17 protein-coding genes are annotated in these 16382 nt (G+C 44.8%); all 17 read left to right on the top strand.

Features of this window, described 5'->3' with window-relative positions:
- Positions 1-17: 17 nt before the first annotated feature.
- The 17 genes from NSQ68_RS16960 to recO all read left to right on the top strand — a co-directional run bounded on the left by NSQ68_RS16960 (position 18) and on the right by recO (position 16349).
- A complete protein-coding gene (locus NSQ68_RS16960) occupies positions 18-1361 on the top strand; it encodes a PLP-dependent aminotransferase family protein (RefSeq protein ID WP_307347020.1) in 1344 nt (447 codons plus the stop codon).
- 162 nt (positions 1362-1523) lie between these two features.
- Positions 1524-1883: a histidine triad nucleotide-binding protein gene (locus NSQ68_RS16955; RefSeq protein ID WP_025722131.1), complete on the top strand. Its 360-nt coding sequence runs from the start codon at positions 1524-1526 to the stop codon at positions 1881-1883.
- A 171-nt stretch (positions 1884-2054) separates the two neighbouring features.
- Positions 2055-2228: a 30S ribosomal protein S21 gene (rpsU, locus tag NSQ68_RS16950; protein ID WP_005547957.1), complete on the top strand. Its 174-nt coding sequence runs from the start codon at positions 2055-2057 to the stop codon at positions 2226-2228.
- A 16-nt stretch (positions 2229-2244) separates the two neighbouring features.
- Complete coding sequence (locus NSQ68_RS16945; RefSeq protein WP_013311146.1) at positions 2245-2688, top strand: GatB/YqeY domain-containing protein; 444 nt, start codon at positions 2245-2247, stop codon at positions 2686-2688.
- Positions 2689-2968: 280 nt separating this feature from the next.
- Positions 2969-4336, top strand: a complete 1368-nt coding sequence (locus tag NSQ68_RS16940; RefSeq protein ID WP_342426603.1) for an NfeD family protein — start codon at positions 2969-2971, stop codon at positions 4334-4336.
- Between the two features lie 43 nt (positions 4337-4379).
- Positions 4380-5381 (top strand): flotillin-like protein FloA, encoded by a 1002-nt coding sequence (floA, locus tag NSQ68_RS16935; protein ID WP_342426602.1) that lies wholly within the window; start codon positions 4380-4382, stop codon positions 5379-5381.
- A gap of 44 nt (positions 5382-5425) precedes the next feature.
- Complete coding sequence (locus tag NSQ68_RS16930) at positions 5426-6004, top strand: hypothetical protein (RefSeq protein ID WP_342426601.1); 579 nt, start codon at positions 5426-5428, stop codon at positions 6002-6004.
- A gap of 420 nt (positions 6005-6424) precedes the next feature.
- Positions 6425-7834 (top strand): amino acid permease, encoded by a 1410-nt coding sequence (locus NSQ68_RS16925; protein WP_342426600.1) that lies wholly within the window; start codon positions 6425-6427, stop codon positions 7832-7834.
- 381 nt (positions 7835-8215) lie between these two features.
- Positions 8216-8509, top strand: a complete 294-nt coding sequence (yqfC, locus tag NSQ68_RS16920) for a sporulation protein YqfC (protein ID WP_029517796.1) — start codon at positions 8216-8218, stop codon at positions 8507-8509.
- Positions 8506-9699, top strand: a complete 1194-nt coding sequence (gene yqfD, locus NSQ68_RS16915; RefSeq protein WP_307347005.1) for a sporulation protein YqfD — start codon at positions 8506-8508, stop codon at positions 9697-9699. Before yqfC ends, yqfD begins: the two co-directional genes overlap by 4 nt.
- A 6-nt stretch (positions 9700-9705) precedes the next feature.
- On the top strand, positions 9706-10677 hold the full coding sequence (locus NSQ68_RS16910) for a PhoH family protein (protein ID WP_342426599.1): 972 nt from the start codon (positions 9706-9708) through the stop codon (positions 10675-10677).
- 95 nt (positions 10678-10772) lie between these two features.
- Complete coding sequence (locus tag NSQ68_RS16905; protein WP_342426598.1) at positions 10773-13019, top strand: HDIG domain-containing metalloprotein; 2247 nt, start codon at positions 10773-10775, stop codon at positions 13017-13019.
- Between the two features lie 55 nt (positions 13020-13074).
- On the top strand, positions 13075-13572 hold the full coding sequence (ybeY, locus tag NSQ68_RS16900; protein ID WP_013311136.1) for an rRNA maturation RNase YbeY: 498 nt from the start codon (positions 13075-13077) through the stop codon (positions 13570-13572).
- Positions 13572-13946 carry a diacylglycerol kinase family protein gene (locus NSQ68_RS16895; protein ID WP_209949496.1) on the top strand — a complete coding sequence of 125 codons (375 nt, stop codon included), beginning with the start codon at positions 13572-13574 and terminating at the stop codon, positions 13944-13946. The genes ybeY and NSQ68_RS16895 overlap by 1 nt, the downstream gene beginning before the upstream one ends.
- 48 nt (positions 13947-13994) lie before the next feature.
- On the top strand, positions 13995-14897 hold the full coding sequence (gene era, locus NSQ68_RS16890) for a GTPase Era (RefSeq protein WP_029517791.1): 903 nt from the start codon (positions 13995-13997) through the stop codon (positions 14895-14897).
- A gap of 519 nt (positions 14898-15416) precedes the next feature.
- Positions 15417-15554: a YqzL family protein gene (locus tag NSQ68_RS16885; RefSeq protein WP_080658633.1), complete on the top strand. Its 138-nt coding sequence runs from the start codon at positions 15417-15419 to the stop codon at positions 15552-15554.
- 42 nt (positions 15555-15596) lie between these two features.
- Positions 15597-16349 carry a DNA repair protein RecO gene (gene recO / locus NSQ68_RS16880; RefSeq protein WP_342426597.1) on the top strand — a complete coding sequence of 251 codons (753 nt, stop codon included), beginning with the start codon at positions 15597-15599 and terminating at the stop codon, positions 16347-16349.
- Positions 16350-16382 lie beyond the last annotated feature (33 nt).

The raw sequence follows: 16382 nt of genomic DNA, 5'->3' as shown, positions 1-16382 counted from the left end.
GCAGGTGGGTGGATATTGTGAAAAAATATGTTTCAATTTTATTGGATATAGAGCTTAAAATTCGCGAGGGACAATATAAATCAGGTTACAAGCTGCCGTCGGTCCGTGAGGCTTCTGAATTATATAGATGCAGCAAAAGCACGATTCTGCGGGCATATGCTGAACTTGAGAAGAAACACGCCATCTATTCCATACCGCAAAGTGGATACTATGTAGTGGAAAATTCGGGCGATTTACACCATAGCCATATTCAAGACTCCGTTGATTTTGCTTCGGCCTCCCCGGATTTAAATGTATTCCCTTATCTGGATTTCCAACATTGTTTGAATCAGGCTATTGACACCTACAAATATCATCTGTTCACTTATGGCGATTCGCAAGGACTGGAAACACTGCGTCATACGTTGGTTTCCCATTTGGCTGATACTCAAGTGTTTGCAAAAATGGATCGGATTATCGTTACTTCGGGTGTTCAGCAGGCATTGGAGATACTCGCTAAAATGCCGTTTCCCAATGGCAAAGAAAAGGTTTTGGTCGAGCAGCCAAGTTACGATATATATTTGCGCTTTCTGGAGGAAGAGAACATACCCGTCAGTACCATCGTCCGGACAGCAGAAGGTATGGATTTTCACGAATTGGAGAATCAATTTAAGAACGAGAGCATCAAGTTTTTTTATACCATGTCAAGATATCATAATCCATTAGGAATCTCATACAACACAGAGGAGAGAAAAGCGATAGCAGCCTTAGCCGCCAAATATGATGTGTACATCGTAGAAGATGACTATATGGCAGATTTGGGGGCCGATCATCTTTTTGATCCCATTTATGCATACGACCAGACGGACCATGTTATTTATTTGAAAAGCTTCTCGAAAATCATTTTTCCCGGCTTGCGATTAGGAGTTGCGGTATTGCCAGAAGTCCTATTAAAGACGTTTAACACTTATAAAAGATATGTCGACACATCTATGTTGTCTCAGGCGGCGCTTGATATTTATATTAAAAATGGAATGTATGAACGCCACAAGCACACGATATGTAAACTGTATTCGGAGCGCATTCGTACTCTGAACAAGGCCGTGGAACGATACAATCAGGCCGGATACGTTCAGACTTCAGCTGTAACCTCAGGAGTTTATATGCAGTTTAAACTGCCTCGGACAGTGAATTTGGAACGCTTGGTACAGTGTCTTTCTGCGAGGAACATCCAGGTTGTAGCTGGCAAAGGCTTTTATTTATCAGGCTATAGGGAACAAGAGAAGTTTTTGCGCATAAGTATTTCGCGCGCGCAGCTGGATCAAATTGATGGAGGGGTGAAAGCCATTATAGAAGAAGTTAGTAAGGGAAACTGGTATTAAGACCCTTTTTCCGTTATGATACATATAGAAACATAAGTATAACCAAACATGGATGTATATGTTTCTATTCAGTCTGGGAAATACATAACTTTGAATGCCGAGAGCAAGGGGTGTTTGTGTCTATTTGCTTAGGATCGGCTCACTGCCAAAGGAGGGTTTTGAATGGACGATCTGTTTTTGAAAATTGTGGATGGAACCATCCCCAGCAAGAAGGTGTTGGAAACCGACAATGTGCTCGCATTTCATGACATCCAGCCTGCGGCGCCAGTACACGTGCTCATTATTCCAAAAAAATACATTCCTTCAATGAACGCAGTGACGGAGGAGGATCTTCCTCTTATCGCGGAGATTCATCGTGTTGCGGTTGAGGTTGCGAAAAAGTTAGGAATCGCCGAGTCTGGTTATCGGTTGATTAACAACTGTGGCCCGGATAGTGGACAAGCGGTGGGGCATCTGCATTATCACTTACTGGGCGGCGCCAAATTGGGTGCTTTGACAGGTATTTCGGACTCACATTCTTAAAAAATGACAGAGCTTGTCTTTTCAGTAATACGGATGTGAATGGAGATAAATGGCCCTTTATGTATTCATTTTTTCTTATAGGTTGACACCTGGTTTCCATTTCACCTATAATAAAATTTGATGAACCGTGTTATTGCTCTTGGACGGTCTGGTCGGAGGGAGGGAAAACTGGTGTCTGAAACTAAAGTTCGCAAAAACGAGACAATTGATGCTGCACTTCGTCGCTTTAAACGTTCCATTGCTAAGGATGGCGTATTGGCTGAGGTGAAGAAACGCAAGCATTATGAAAAGCCAAGCGTAAAGCGCAAGAAAAAGTCCGAGGCTGCTCGTAAGAGAAAGTTCTAGGAGGATCTAAGCAATCATGAATTTGAGCGAACGATTGAACGAAGATATGAAGCAAGCAATGAAGAGTAAGGACAAGTTCAAACTCTCCACCATTCGAATGGTTCGTTCTACGATTAAAAATCTTGAAATAGATTTGAAACGGGATTTGGACGACAACGAAGTGCTTGATATTCTGAGTCGTGAGATCAAACAGCGAAAAGATGCCCTCCATGAATTTGAAAAAGCCGGTCGTGATGAACTTGCGACAAGCACTAAAGCAGAAATAGAGATCATCGCTCAGTACCTTCCCGAACAACTTTCTGAGGAAGAAATTAAAGTTATTGTACAGCAGACCATCCAGGAAACCGGTGCTTCTTCGAAAGCCGAGATGGGGAAAGTAATGACGGCCTTGATGCCTAAGGTAAAAGGCCGCGCTGACGGTAAGCTCGTGAACCAAGCGGTTCAGCAATTTCTGCAATAAACCTGCGACAAACAGGAAAACACAACACCCTCTGTTTACAGAGGGTGTTATTTCTATATATGCGTTGCCTACCATAGAATGTAATGATGAGGAGATACTTCTATGTAAGCGCTATTGTTAATTGTGTGAAACGTGATGTCTGTTGGGTGCGTAAATTATCTGACAGCCGTCAGGATTAGCAATATACCCAATAATTTCACATTAAATCCTGAAAACTGTATAGTTTGTCTAACAAAGTTTGGTATGCTGTAAAATAGAGAGATCGAAAGGGGGGAGAGAAATGCATAGAGAACATCACCACTCCAGTCGCAAATGGATCTTTTTAACGTTGTGGATAATGGTATCCGTTTTGCTGTTGCCCTTAGTTCATTCCGAATCAGCGGCGGCCCAAACTAAAGGTGGAGCTGTGTTTGTTATACCAGTCGATCAGGAAATTGAGCATGGTCTGGGCAAATTTATGGAACGTGGATTTGCAGAAGCAGCAGATTCCAAAGCAGGTCTGATTTTACTGGATATTAACACTCCCGGTGGACGGGTAGATACAGCGGAGAAGCTGGGCAAACTGATTAAAGACAGTCCAATTCCGACCGTAGCCTATATAAGGGGCGAAGCGGCCTCAGCGGGTAGCTATATTGCGTTGAGTGCAAACAAGATTGTTATGAAACCGGGGAGTATTATCGGAGCAGCAGCGTTAGTAGACGGCGGGGGGCAGGCTATCACAGATCCAAAAACGATAGCCTGGTGGAAGAGCAGCATGGCATCTGCCGCAGAAGCTGGCGGACGTAATCCGGATATTGCCAGAGGTATGGTTGACTTTAAAACGACCATATCTATTCCTGAGATGAACTTTAATAAGGAAAATGGTCAGATCATTTCTTTAACCAGTGAGGAAGCGCTGAAGTTGGGTTATGCGGATCACATCGCGTCTTCCGAACAAGAGGTTATCCAGTGGATGGGTTACAGCACGGATGATGTCATTCATGTGGAGCGAACATGGGCTGAAAAAGCAGCCGAGATATTGACCAACCCAATTGTACAGACGTTGCTTTTATTTATCGGTATCGCGGGTATTGTTATTGAGTTGATCGTACCTGGTTTTGGTGTACCGGGTATTTTGGGCATACTCGGATTTGGTTTGTATTTTTTCGGCAATTATATCGCTGGTTTTGCAGGTTCGGAGACGTGGTTGTTGTTTATTATCGGTCTGGCTCTGCTTATACTTGAAATGTTCATCCCAAGCTTTGGTATTTTGGGCATCTTGGGTTCCGTCAGCCTTGTCGCCGGAGTTGTTCGGGCAGCATACAACATGCAGCATGCGTTTATATCTTTGGGCATTGCCTTTGCAGCTGCGGTTGCCGTGGTGGCGATCATCGCGGTTGTATTCAAGGACCGAGGGATATGGAACCGTTTTATACTTAAAGAAAGTTTAACGGCTGAACAAGGTTTTTCTTCAGTGGTGAACCGGGAAATGCTATTAGGTCAAAGGGGGGTCAGTCTGACACCACTTCGTCCAGCCGGAACGGTGCTGATTGCTGATGAGCGAGTCGATGTTGTAACGAACGGCGAGTTTATTGCTACGGATATGCCGATTATAGTATCCAAAGTAGAAGGTGGGCGAATTGTGGTCAAAGCAGACACTGGCGCCTAAACAAGCAAACAACAGAAAATTAGATTAATGGAGGATGATGCGAGTGTTCGAATCGGGTATTGTCAGCGTTTTGCTGATTGCCGTTGTAGTGATTATTGTATTGAGCGTATTTTTCAGTTTCTTCCCGGTGATGCTGTGGATTTCAGCATTGGCTTCGGGTGTGCGCATTGGCATCATTACGCTGGTAGCTATGCGCTTACGGCGTGTCACGCCAAGCCGAATTGTCAATCCGCTCATTAAGGCAACCAAGGCGGGTCTGGGCTTGAATATCAACCAGCTGGAAAGCCATTTTCTCGCAGGAGGGAATGTAGACCGAGTGATCAATGCGTTGATTGCTGCGCAGCGAGCTAACATTCCGCTTGAGTTTGAACGTGCGGCAGCAATTGACCTTGCGGGTCGGGATGTTCTGCAAGCGGTCCAAATGAGCGTCAATCCGCGTGTTATTGAGACACCTATTGTGGCTGCGGTCGCCAAGGATGGTATCGAAGTAAAGGTTAAAGCTCGTGTTACGGTGCGTGCCAACATTGATCGACTTGTTGGGGGTGCCGGAGAAGAAACGATTATTGCACGGGTCGGTGAAGGTATTGTTACAACCGTAGGTTCCAGTAACTCACATAAGGACGTGTTGGAAAATCCAGATTCAATTTCAAGAACTGTATTGTCCAAAGGTTTGGATGCCGGGACAGCATTTGAAATCTTGTCCATTGATATTGCAGACGTTGATGTAGGTAAAAATATCGGTGCGTTTCTGCAAACGGAGCAGGCGGAAGCCGACAAACGTATTGCGCAGGCAAAAGCGGAAGAGCGGCGTGCGATGGCTGTAGCGCAGGAGCAGGAAATGAAGGCGCGTGTTGTAGAAATGAGAGCACGCGTGGTGGAATCCGAATCCGAAGTGCCGCTGGCCATGGCTGAAGCGCTGCGCGACGGGAAACTTGGCGTCATGGACTATATGAATTTGAAAAATATTGAGGCGGATACGCAAATGCGTGGCTCCTTAAGCAAACCGAATGAGAACTCGGGGAATGACAACAAGAACCGGGATTAATAACGGGACATAGCCGATGAATTACGGCAGCTAGGTGGTGAGTAATGAACTTTATCAGCTGGATCTTTGAACATTTGTACATCCTGATCGTGATTGGCTTTGCTTTGGTGTCCTTTTTGGGGAAAAGCATCCAAGGTACAGGGCGAAAATCACCGCCGCGAAAAGGTATGCCCACCTTTGGTGGTGATCATGGTTCTCGCGGGCCCTCGACGTCATCCAGACCCTTCACAACGGAACATGGGCAAGAGCAGCGTCAGCAGGATGTTGCTGGTGAGTTGCAACGTCAATTTCCTAATGAACGACGGGCGGTTATGGAAGCTCGTCGGATAGAAGAAGTGGGCGATCGGTCAGAAACGGAAGAACGGATGGACCGGGATTCATTAGATAACGGTTCGACTCTAGAGGATCGGATCCGTGCTATGGAAGAAGAACGCAGAATGGTTTTAGCCCGTCTCGATCGTATATCTAACGCGAGGGAGTCAGGGGAAATTACAGATGTGCCAGAGATAGCTTCGCAAGACCGTAATAGGGTGGATACGGCTGATCTGCGCAAAGGTGTGATTTGGGCAGAAATATTAGGTCCTCCGCGTTCCAAGCGCTACATGGGTGGAGGAAGACGTTAAAATGATAGTGGATCCGTCACGGCTTTGGCTGTGGCGGATCTTTTTTTGTGATGATTTGGGAATACATAACCATGCACAGAATAAAAAGTGAATTAACGACAAATGCTCTAATTACCTGACAACGAATGTGATAATCTCTTGTGGGCCCTAGGTTTCTCACATTTGCTGTCATCTAAAATGGTGGCATTTTGTCTAATTTAGCGTCTCATTTATGAAAATATTTTCGTGAAAAATGATCAAATGTAACAATATGAATGGAGCTTTCCAAAAGCAGTTTTCATTTTTTCTTTTTTATATATAATGTTCTCAATGATAGATACTTATGAAATTTACTCCAAATTTACCTAAAATTTTATTTATATCGAGGTGATAAAACAAGGTTATAAAAATGGCAAATTAATCTTTAGGAGGATGGGATCGATGGGGAATAGCTTGTTTAGAAAGAAGAGCATTGATCAGTTGATTGCCGCTACGCGAGGGGAAAAAGCACTGAAAAGGGAACTGGGTGCGTTTGATTTAACGATGCTTGGAATTGGAGCCATTATCGGAACGGGGATTTTTGTGTTGACAGGTACGGGAGCAGTTACGGCTGGTCCAGGCTTGGTTCTTTCTTTTGTGATTGCAGGACTCGCCTGTTTATTCGCAGCATTGGCTTATGCGGAGTTTGCATCCACCGTTCCAGTATCCGGTTCTGTTTACACTTTTACATATGCTACGATGGGGGAGCTATTGGCCTTTATTATTGGATGGGATTTAATTTTGGAATACATGCTGGCAGCCAGCGCCGTTTCCGCAGGTTGGTCGGGTTACTTTGTATCATTTTTGAATGGAATTGGCCTTCGCATTCCGCTTGAATTCACTGCCGCACCGGGGGCTTTGAAAGACCAAACTACTTATTTTAATCTGCCAGCTTTTTTAATTTTGATGGGTATCACGTTCTTGCTTTATTTTGGGATAAAAGAATCAAAACGGATAAACAACATCATGGTAATTGTAAAGATTATTGTTATTTTATTATTTATCATCGTTGCTTTTAAATATGTGAAGCCAGATAATTGGACGCCATTTATGCCGTTTGGGTTCAGTGGGGTGTTTGGAGCCGCAGCTCTTGTGTTTTTTGCTTTTATTGGTTTTGATGCTGTTTCATCAGCGGCTGAAGAAACTAAAAACCCCACTACTGATTTACCGCGAGGCATTATTTTCTCACTCGTTATTTGTACGTTTTTGTATGTCATTGTTAGCGCGATTATGACTGGTATAGTGCCATTTATGCAATTTGAAGGAATCTCTCACCCCGTGTCATTGGTATTGCAGGTTGCGGGCCAGAACTGGGTTGCTGGTATTGTAGATATAGGAGCCATCTTAGGGATGACAACGGTCATGCTGGTAATGCTCTATGGTCAAACTCGTATTATGTTTGCTATGTCACGTGACGGCTTAGTCCCCAAGGTATTATCCAAGGTTCATTCCAAATACAAAACGCCCTACATTAACACGTTGTTTTTCGGTACTTTATCTGCATTAATGGGTGGACTGATTCCGCTGGATGAGTTAGCAAGTTTGGTGAACATTGGAACCTTGTCAGCATTTATTCTGATTTCGGTCGCCGTCATCGTTATGAGAAAAACACAACCTGATTTGCCAAGGGCCTTCCGATGTCCTGGAGTTCCGTATATCCCGATCCTGGCTATCGTTTCATGTGGGGTGCTCATTCTTAATTTAAATGGCCAGACATTTGTTCGCTTTATTATTTGGCTTGTCATTGGTATGGCTGTTTACTTCTTATACTCTAGAAAAAACTCTCTTTTAAATCGAGATAGCGAAAAATAACCGTGTCATATAATGAAATTCAAAAAAAGACAACCTTTGTTTTCGATATGAAAACGAGGTTGTCTTTTTTGTTGTGAATTTTGAAAGGACACATCTTTTTCCTCTGCAATATAGTAGGTACTACGAATTGTAAGTTTAGCCTCATAAATGCGGGGGCTGGATCATAAAATGTACAGTACAGATATCTGTGGCGCTGATGTAATGGTGTTCACTGATAATAAGAATATAAGATGAAAAGCCAGCAGCGTAGCTGCCTTGAAACATCTATGGGTACCGGATGGCAATAACAGAAGATGAAAAAATAGCAGCGTGCTGTCATTAAAACAACTCTAAGCCGTTGGATAACAGATATTTTGATGACAGGAAGGGAGATTTCGCCGTATGAGCAGGATGAGCCGCAAACTGCGAAAGTGGGCCAGCGAGACGCTGGAGCTTCCGCAGGACATTCTATTTGACCTGCCGCGGTTAACCCTCATCGGCAGCCGTCAGCTTTATGTGGAGAATCACCGGGGCGTGGTGGATTTCACGCCGGATCAGCTCGTACTTGCACTTGCGCAAGGAAGGCTGAGGGTGTCCGGCCATGATCTAGTCATTACGTCTATTCTGCCAGAGCAGGTAAGTGTAGAGGGACATATAACGGATATCCAAATGGAAGGAACGGAGGAAGGCTCGTGAAACATCCTGCTTTAGCAAAGCTGCGTGGTACGGTTACCCTTGCTGTCAAGGGCGAAAGTGTGGAAGCTTTCATTAATTTACTCACCGATCACCATATACCTGTTTGGAACGTGCGGCCGATGGGTACTAGACATGCAGAAATGAACCTTCTGCTGCCGCACGTCTTCCTCCTACGCCCGCTTTTGAGAAGGACAGGCTGTAAAATGCATGTTCTGAAGCGGCAAGGGCTTCCCTTTACTGCTGTACGACTTGCCAAACGTAAATTTTTCCTGGCTGGATTGGCTTTGTTCTGGATAGGTCTCCTGCTGATGTCTTCGCTTATCTGGGACATTGAAGTAAAGGGGAATGATAAACTATCGACGGAATCCGTTCTCAAAGCCGCCCGACAGGAGGGCCTGTATCCATTTCAATGGAGCTTTCGTCTATCCAGTCAAGACAAGCTTTCACGTGCGCTCATGCAGAAGCTTCCAGAAGCATCCTGGATCGGTGTGGAAAAGCAGGGTACTTTGGTGACGATTCAGGTTGTTGAAGCTTCACAGCCTACCCCTGCGCCGCTCTACAGCCCTCGTCATATCATTAGTAAGGCAGATGCGGTAGTCACTGAAATTTTTGCCGAGCAGGGTCGTCCTGTCGTGCATAAAAATACGCGTGTCAAAAAAGGAGCCATCCTCATCTCTGGAACGCTTGGAGATGAGGAGAACCAACAGCAGGTCGTAGCCAAAGGAGAGGTTAAGGGTCTTGTATGGCATGAATACGAAATTAGCAGTCCCACGGTGCAACGCAGCAGCACGTATACAGGTACCAGTCATGACCGCTTGTATCTGGTCCTAGGCAACCGTGCGATACAATTGTGGGGATATGGGAAAATACCTTATTCTACACATAAAACAACAGTTGAACATGATCCGCTAACATGGCGTTCCTACAAACTTCCGATGGGTTGGATGACCGAAAGTGTGAGGGAGACAAAGATACAAGAGCAGAAGCTTACGGAAGCAGAGGCGAAAATGTCAGGAATAGAAGGCGCACGAGCTGATATTTTAGCTAAATACGGCAAAGGAACGAAAATAATGAGCCAAAAAATTTTGCATGAGAAGAGAGAGAATGGTAAAGTTTATATGAAAGTGCTTTTTGAAGTGGAGCAGGATATTGCGGAAGAACTTCCGTTAGTTCATAACCAAGGAGAATGAGGCTATTTGGCAGAACAACAACGCAGCATACAAATTGCATTGAACAATGCGGGAGAAGGACAGGCGTTATTTGGCCCGCAGGATTCCTTTTTGAAATTAATCGAAGTAGCTATTCCCGCAAAAATAGCATCACGTGAGGCAGAAGTTAATGTTTTTGGTAATGCTCACGAGGTGGAAGTGCTCGAACAATTGTTCGACGTATTACTCCAGTTAATTCGCAATGGGTATATACTGACCGAAAGGGATGTCCATTATGCGATTGAACTGGCAAAAGATTTGCGCGCTGATCAGCTGCTCGATTTGTTCAAGGGTGAAATTACGACGACGTTCCGGGGTAAACCGATTCGCGTCAAAACGATTGGACAAAAGCACTATGTAACCACGATTAAGAAACGCGATATTGTATTTGGAATTGGACCGGCGGGTACTGGTAAAACCTATCTGGCTGTAGTGCTGGCCGTAGCTGCCCTGAAGGAAGGTTCAGTCAAGCGCATTGTACTGACTCGTCCTGCGGTGGAAGCAGGTGAGAATTTAGGTTTTTTACCAGGGGATTTACAGGAAAAGGTTGATCCGTATTTACGCCCATTATATGATGCCCTATACGATGTGATGGGCCCAGAGCAAACTGCAAAGGCACTGGAACGCGGATTAATAGAAATTGCACCTTTGGCTTATATGCGGGGGCGTACGCTGGATGACTCCTTTATTATTTTGGACGAAGCCCAAAACACCACACCAGAGCAAATGAAAATGTTTTTGACTCGACTTGGCTTTGGCTCCAAAATGGTCATTACTGGCGATGTTACGCAAATTGATTTGCCTCGTGGCAAAAAATCCGGTCTGATTGAAGCGAATGCGATTTTACAAGGGATTGAGGAAATAGGCTTTGTCCAGTTTGCAGAAGAGGATGTTGTCCGTCATTCCCTGGTACAGAAAATTATTGTTGCTTATGACCGTGTTGCCGAAAGTCAAGGATAGTCATTCAATCACGAGTAAGGTGTGTACGACCAGAAAAAGTATAAAATGAGCAGTGTAGCTGCCTTGAAAAAGATGATGGAGAGGGATTGTTTTAGATGACCTCGAAGGAATTATCTAAAGGGAAAACGTTCCAGCATAGAATGAATGGATGGAAGTATAGCGTGGCGACACGCTATCTTCTGTTTTTATTTTTGGTGGTTCTTTTTTATGTAGGCTTTGCGTCCAAGCTACTTCCCGAGCGTTATGACATTCGGGTAAATCAACCGAGTGAAAAGGAAATTGTCGCCCCGATGCAGCTTCCTAACAGTAAGGCGACTTTGAAGGCTCAAGAGGAATCGGCGGAACGTGTGCAGCCTATGTATACCATTGTGCCAGTTCGCAACGATAACCTGATTACTGGTATTTTGGATCGAATTGAACGGCTCAATCAGGATGATCAGGTCTCTAGAGCAGATAAGATTTCGATTTATAAGGATGAGATTCCGCAACGTGCACGGGAATTTGTGCAAAATTTTGTGAATAACAGCCGTAATGCGGATGCCTACCCAGATAAGTTGCTGGATGAAGTGCTGGAAAAAACGAAAGAGCAAACGTACCGAATTCCAGAGGAGACATTCATTAAAATTCCGCGCCTTACATCTGAGGATATTGCCGAAATGCGGCCTGTTGCCCGTGAGATTGTGACAGGGTTGATGAATGATCAAATTACAGATGCCCAGACAGCCCGAGCGAAGGTAGCTGAGCGGGTAAGTACAAGCTCGCTTACCAAGCGCACCTCGCGGGAGGTTGTTCAGGAACTTGCAAGGCTTGTGATTACCGCCAACAAGTTTTATGATGATACAGCTACGAAGGACGCCAAGGTACAGGCTCGTGAAGATACACCGACAGTTTACATTAAACAGGGTGAAGTGCTCGTCAAGAAGGGTGAGATTATTACCCAGGAAATCTATACACTGCTTGATGAAAATGAATTGCTCAAGGATAAAATCAATTATTGGCCACAATTTGGCCTGCTGATGTTGTCTATGATGCTGGCATTGGGCCTGTTTATGTATATTCGTCAATTTCAATCACGAACACGAAACTTCAAGTATAATAATGCACAGTTGCTCATGCTAGTATTAATCTTTGTGATTACAGTGGGAGCAATGATGTTAATTTCCATACTGCAGAACAGTGAACGTTCCTATCTTGGCTATCTGGCGCCTATCGCGCTTGGAGCTATGCTCGTAACGCTGTTGCTTGATATGTCGTTGGCTTTTGTATGTGCCGTTATATTCAGTATATTGGCAAGTGTTATTTTGAATGTCCGTCAGGGACAAATTTTTGACTTTAATTTTGGATTTTTTGCTATTGTGGTCTGTCTGGCAGCGATTTTCTCTACCCATCGAGCCAGCCAGCGTTCAACACTGTTCAAAGGGGCGATTATGGTATGCCTGTTCGGTGCCCTGTCTGTTTTTTCGCTGGCACTGATTGACCAAGGGAATTGGACTCAAACGACGACGCTCTATGGGGTAGCTTTTGCTTTTGCAGGCGGTCTGATAACAGCAATACTTGTTATTGGGCTAATGCCATTTTTTGAGTCTACTTTTGGTATCTTGTCGGCATTGAAGCTTGTTGAGTTGTCGAATCCCAACCATCCATTGCTCCGCAAGCTGCTTACGGAGACACCGGGAACGTATCATCATAGTGTAATGGTAGGTAATCTGTCAGAGGCCGCAGCGGAGGCTATAGGAGCAAACGGCTTATTGTGCCGGGTTGGTTCATATTATCATGATATTGGTAAAACCAAGAGGCCTTCGTACTTCATTGAAAATCAAAATGGATTGGAAAATCCACATGATACAATAGAGCCCAAGCTGAGCAAATCCATCATTATCGCCCATGCTCGTGATGGCGTGGAAATGCAATTGGATTACAAGCTACCCAAGCCCATTCGCGACATTGCCGAGCAGCACCACGGAACGACATTCTTACACTATTTTTATCACAAGGCGCTGCGCGAAGCTGAAGAGCGGGGGGTGGAGCCTGACTTCACGGAGGATGATTTCCGTTATCCGGGACCGAAGGCTCAGTCTAAAGAGTCTGCTGTGGTGGGAATTGCTGATAGCGTGGAGGCAGCAGTTCGTTCCTTACGGAAGCCGACAGTGGAACAGGTGGAATCCATGATTGAGAAAATTATTAAGAGCCGTCTTGATGATCACCAATTTAACGACTGCGAGCTGACCATGCGGGAGCTTGATATCGTGGCTCAAACTCTCAAGGAAACAGTAATGGGAATTTTTCATTCCCGTATTGAGTATCCGGAGGAAAAGCCCAAGTCTGAAAGCGGAAAAGCTTAATATAACTTGTGCATGAAGTACGGTTAGAGCACTAGAATTAAAAGGAGCGGTTGGCATGGGCCTTCAATTAGCTTGGAATAATGAACAAAACGATATGGTAATTAACGAATCCTTGATTACGCTGCTGAACACCTTATTAGAGGAGGCAGGCAAAGTGGAAGGAGTCACAGACGGTGAGGTAGCCCTTACCTTCGTTAATGATGAGCAAATTCATGAGTTGAACAGGGACTATCGGGGAATTGATCGTCCCACCGATGTGTTGTCTTTTGCTATGAAGGAAACACTGGATGAAGAGCTTGAAATTATTTACGAACCGAATGAAGAAAATTCATTGAATGATGTACCGGATGTTCTGGGGGATATTATAATCTCTGTACAAACGGCGCAAGCTCAGAGTGAAGAATACGGACATTCGATTGAGCGTGAAATTGGTTTTTTGTTTGTTCACGGCTTTCTGCATCTGTTAGGCTATGATCATCAGGATGATGTGAGTGAAGCTGAAATGATGGGCAAACAGGAAGCTGTACTGGCTCAAGCGGGGTTGACAAGGTAATGAGACGTCAGCCTTGGAGAATGACCTTTCGCTATGCGGCAGAAGGCGTGATGTACGCTCTGCGTACGCAAGTAAATATGCGGATACATGTGGTCGTGGCGCTCCTTGTCATTGTAGCAGGCTTAACTCTGCACATCTCCCGGCTCGACTGGTTATTCGTCTGCGTGGCTATCGCTATAGTCATTGTAGCCGAACTGTTCAACACCGCTGTTGAAGCAGCGGTGGATCTCATCTCACCTGATATTCATCCGCTGGCCAAAGCGGCTAAAGACACCGCCGCCGGAGCCGTGCTCCTGGCAGCGGTTTTTGCTGTAATTATTGGTATATTTGTGTTTTATAGGCCTATGTTGACGTTAATTAGTTCGCTGTTTTAAGGAAAAACCAAAATAAAATAGGTGCTTAATCGCGCTGGAGGAAATGAAATGGCTAAGAAACACTTTAAATCAGGCTTTGTCGCAATTGTTGGCAGACCCAATGTCGGAAAATCAACACTGATGAACCATGTCATTGGGCAGAAGATCGCCATTATGTCAGACAAGCCACAAACTACACGCAACAAAATTCACGGCGTATTTACTACAGAGGACACACAAATTGTATTTTTGGATACACCCGGGATTCATAAGCGCCAGTCAAAATTAGGCGATTACATGAATCAGACCGCTTTTAATACGTTGGGTGAAGTAGAAGCGGTACTTTTTCTTATTGATGCTGCTGAAGGTCTAGGCGGTGGCGACCGTTTTATTGCCGAACAGCTTAAACAAGTAAAAACGCCAGTTATCTTGGTGCTGAATAAAATTGATCGGATTGAGCCGGAAGCGTTGTTGCCCCTAATTGAGCAGTATCGCAAGTTGTACGACTTTGCAGAAATCGTACCGATCTCGGCCAAAATGGGCAACAATGTAAACACCTTGCTGGAGCAGGTGCAAAAATACTTGCCAGAAGGTCCGCAATATTATCCGGATGATCAAATTACCGATCATCCAGAACAATTTGTCATTGCCGAGCTGGTGCGGGAAAAAATTCTGCATATGACACGTGAGGAAGTACCCCATTCTATTGCGGTTATGATTGAAGACATGAAAGTGCAGGATAATGGTGTAGTGCATATTATGGCTGTTATTTTTGTAGAGCGTGATTCCCAGAAGGGGATTATTATCGGTAAACAGGGAGCCATGCTCAAAGAAGTGGGCAAACAGGCCCGCCAAGATATCCAAAACCTGCTAGGCTCCAAAATTTTCTTGGAACTGTGGGTTAAGGTCAAAAAAGACTGGCGTAACCAGGAACGCGTTCTTCGTGACCTGGGCTTCCATCGCGACGCTTAAAAACAGAACTCCATTCTACCTCACTTTAGTTCAAGGGTTTATTGAGGCAAAAAAATTGATATTAAATAAATATGTATAGTTGTTGTATGCATCATAAAAAAGCCGTCCCGATCTCTATGACTGAGATAAGTAACAGTCTTCCGGTCATTCAAAGCGCCGCGCATATGCGGCGCTTAACTCTTGCTCTTTTTACCCCTTTCTTCCAGCGATGAAATAATGAGCGTTTTAAAAAAAGGTTATCTGTATGCACGTTGCAGCGGAGCGAAGGATTTGAATCTGAAGAAGCGATAGCGTTCGCCTTTACCCCCGAATTTAACCCTTTGTATGTTTGTACATTCAAATAAATTCGGGGGTAACAGCGATCGTAAGATCAAATCATTTGCGAAGCGGCAGTTCCAATCTACATACAGCAGCCTTTTTTTAAACGCAATCCATTTATTTCATCGCATACTTCCACCCTCTTCGCATCATCCTAATTTTGAGATGCAAACGTCATTTCCGAAGAAAGGATGAATACGATTGCGAGATTTTTCGTGGAAGTATTTTGCGATGACTGGAGATGTCGGTGCGTATCTGTTATACCGGGAGAGCGCCATGACAAGGGAGCAAGATACGGATGAAGGAGAGTCGGACGAGCATGAAGAAGCCCGTGAATAGTACAAGCCACTGGCTTCTTCGCGAATGTTTGGGGGAAGAGGCATGCTTTACAGGGTGGAAGGAATCGTCATCCGCAGCATGGATTACGGTGAGGGGAACAAAATTATTACGCTTTGCACCGAAAGCGGAGGCAAAGCAGGCGTGCTGGTCAGAGGTGCAAAAAAGTCCAAAAGCCGTCACGCTGCTTTAACGCAGCCGTTTACGTACGGCGAATTCGTTTTTTTTCGAAACACAGGCTTAGGCACGTTGAATGCCGGTGAAATTATCCAATCCCACCATACATTACGCGAGGATATTACTAAGGCAGCTTACGCTTCTTATGCTTGTGAATTACTCGATCGGGTGCTACAGGAGGAGGAAACAGGCGCATTCTGGTTTAGGCAGCTTAAAGCATGTTTGGAGGCGCTGGAGAGTGGCAAAGATCCACTGATCGTCATGAGTATTTATGAATTTAAAATACTGCAGGCGGCCGGATATGCTCCTCAGCTTGATGCATGTATTTCAAGTGGTCAACAATGTGCTGATGAGGATATGTTCGTCAGCCCGAGGCTAGGCGGAGTTTTGTGTCGGAGCTACAAGCATTTTGATCCAGCGGCATTGAGCGTGACTCCACGTACACTGAAGTTGCTGCGCTTGTTCGCCAGAATGGATTTGAATCGGCTCGGCAACATTGACGTGAAGGACTCCACTAAGCTGGAGATCAAACATGTCATGCGTCAGTTCATGGATATGCAGTTGGAGGTCAAGCTAAAATCCCGCAATTTTTTGGATCAGCTTGATAAGTACAATATGTGAAACGCCCTATTCTCTTGACTGTATTGCTGAAAA

This window comes from Paenibacillus sp. FSL L8-0158 (assembly GCF_038592965.1).
Taxonomy (GTDB): Bacteria; Bacillota; Bacilli; order Paenibacillales; family Paenibacillaceae; genus Paenibacillus; species Paenibacillus polymyxa_D.
Note: the sequence above shows the minus strand (reverse complement) of the source record. Positions and strands in the feature narration are given on the sequence as shown.

Bases quoted from the DNA above. Each gene is read 5' to 3' on its own strand.
- NSQ68_RS16925 (WP_342426600.1), top strand. From the start codon at position 6,425: ATGGGGAATAGCTTGTTTAGAAAGAAGAGCATTGATCAGTTGATTGCC.
- NSQ68_RS16930 (WP_342426601.1), top strand. From the start codon at position 5,426: ATGAACTTTATCAGCTGGATCTTTGAACATTTGTACATCCTGATCGTG.
- NSQ68_RS16955 (WP_025722131.1), top strand. From the start codon at position 1,524: ATGGACGATCTGTTTTTGAAAATTGTGGATGGAACCATCCCCAGCAAG.
- NSQ68_RS16895 (WP_209949496.1), top strand. From the start codon at position 13,572: ATGAGACGTCAGCCTTGGAGAATGACCTTTCGCTATGCGGCAGAAGGC.
- NSQ68_RS16940 (WP_342426603.1), top strand. From the start codon at position 2,969: ATGCATAGAGAACATCACCACTCCAGTCGCAAATGGATCTTTTTAACG.
- recO (WP_342426597.1), top strand. From the start codon at position 15,597: ATGCTTTACAGGGTGGAAGGAATCGTCATCCGCAGCATGGATTACGGT.
- era (WP_029517791.1), top strand. From the start codon at position 13,995: ATGGCTAAGAAACACTTTAAATCAGGCTTTGTCGCAATTGTTGGCAGA.
- ybeY (WP_013311136.1), top strand. From the start codon at position 13,075: ATGGGCCTTCAATTAGCTTGGAATAATGAACAAAACGATATGGTAATT.
- yqfC (WP_029517796.1), top strand. From the start codon at position 8,216: ATGAGCAGGATGAGCCGCAAACTGCGAAAGTGGGCCAGCGAGACGCTG.
- NSQ68_RS16905 (WP_342426598.1), top strand. From the start codon at position 10,773: ATGACCTCGAAGGAATTATCTAAAGGGAAAACGTTCCAGCATAGAATG.
- NSQ68_RS16945 (WP_013311146.1), top strand. From the start codon at position 2,245: ATGAATTTGAGCGAACGATTGAACGAAGATATGAAGCAAGCAATGAAG.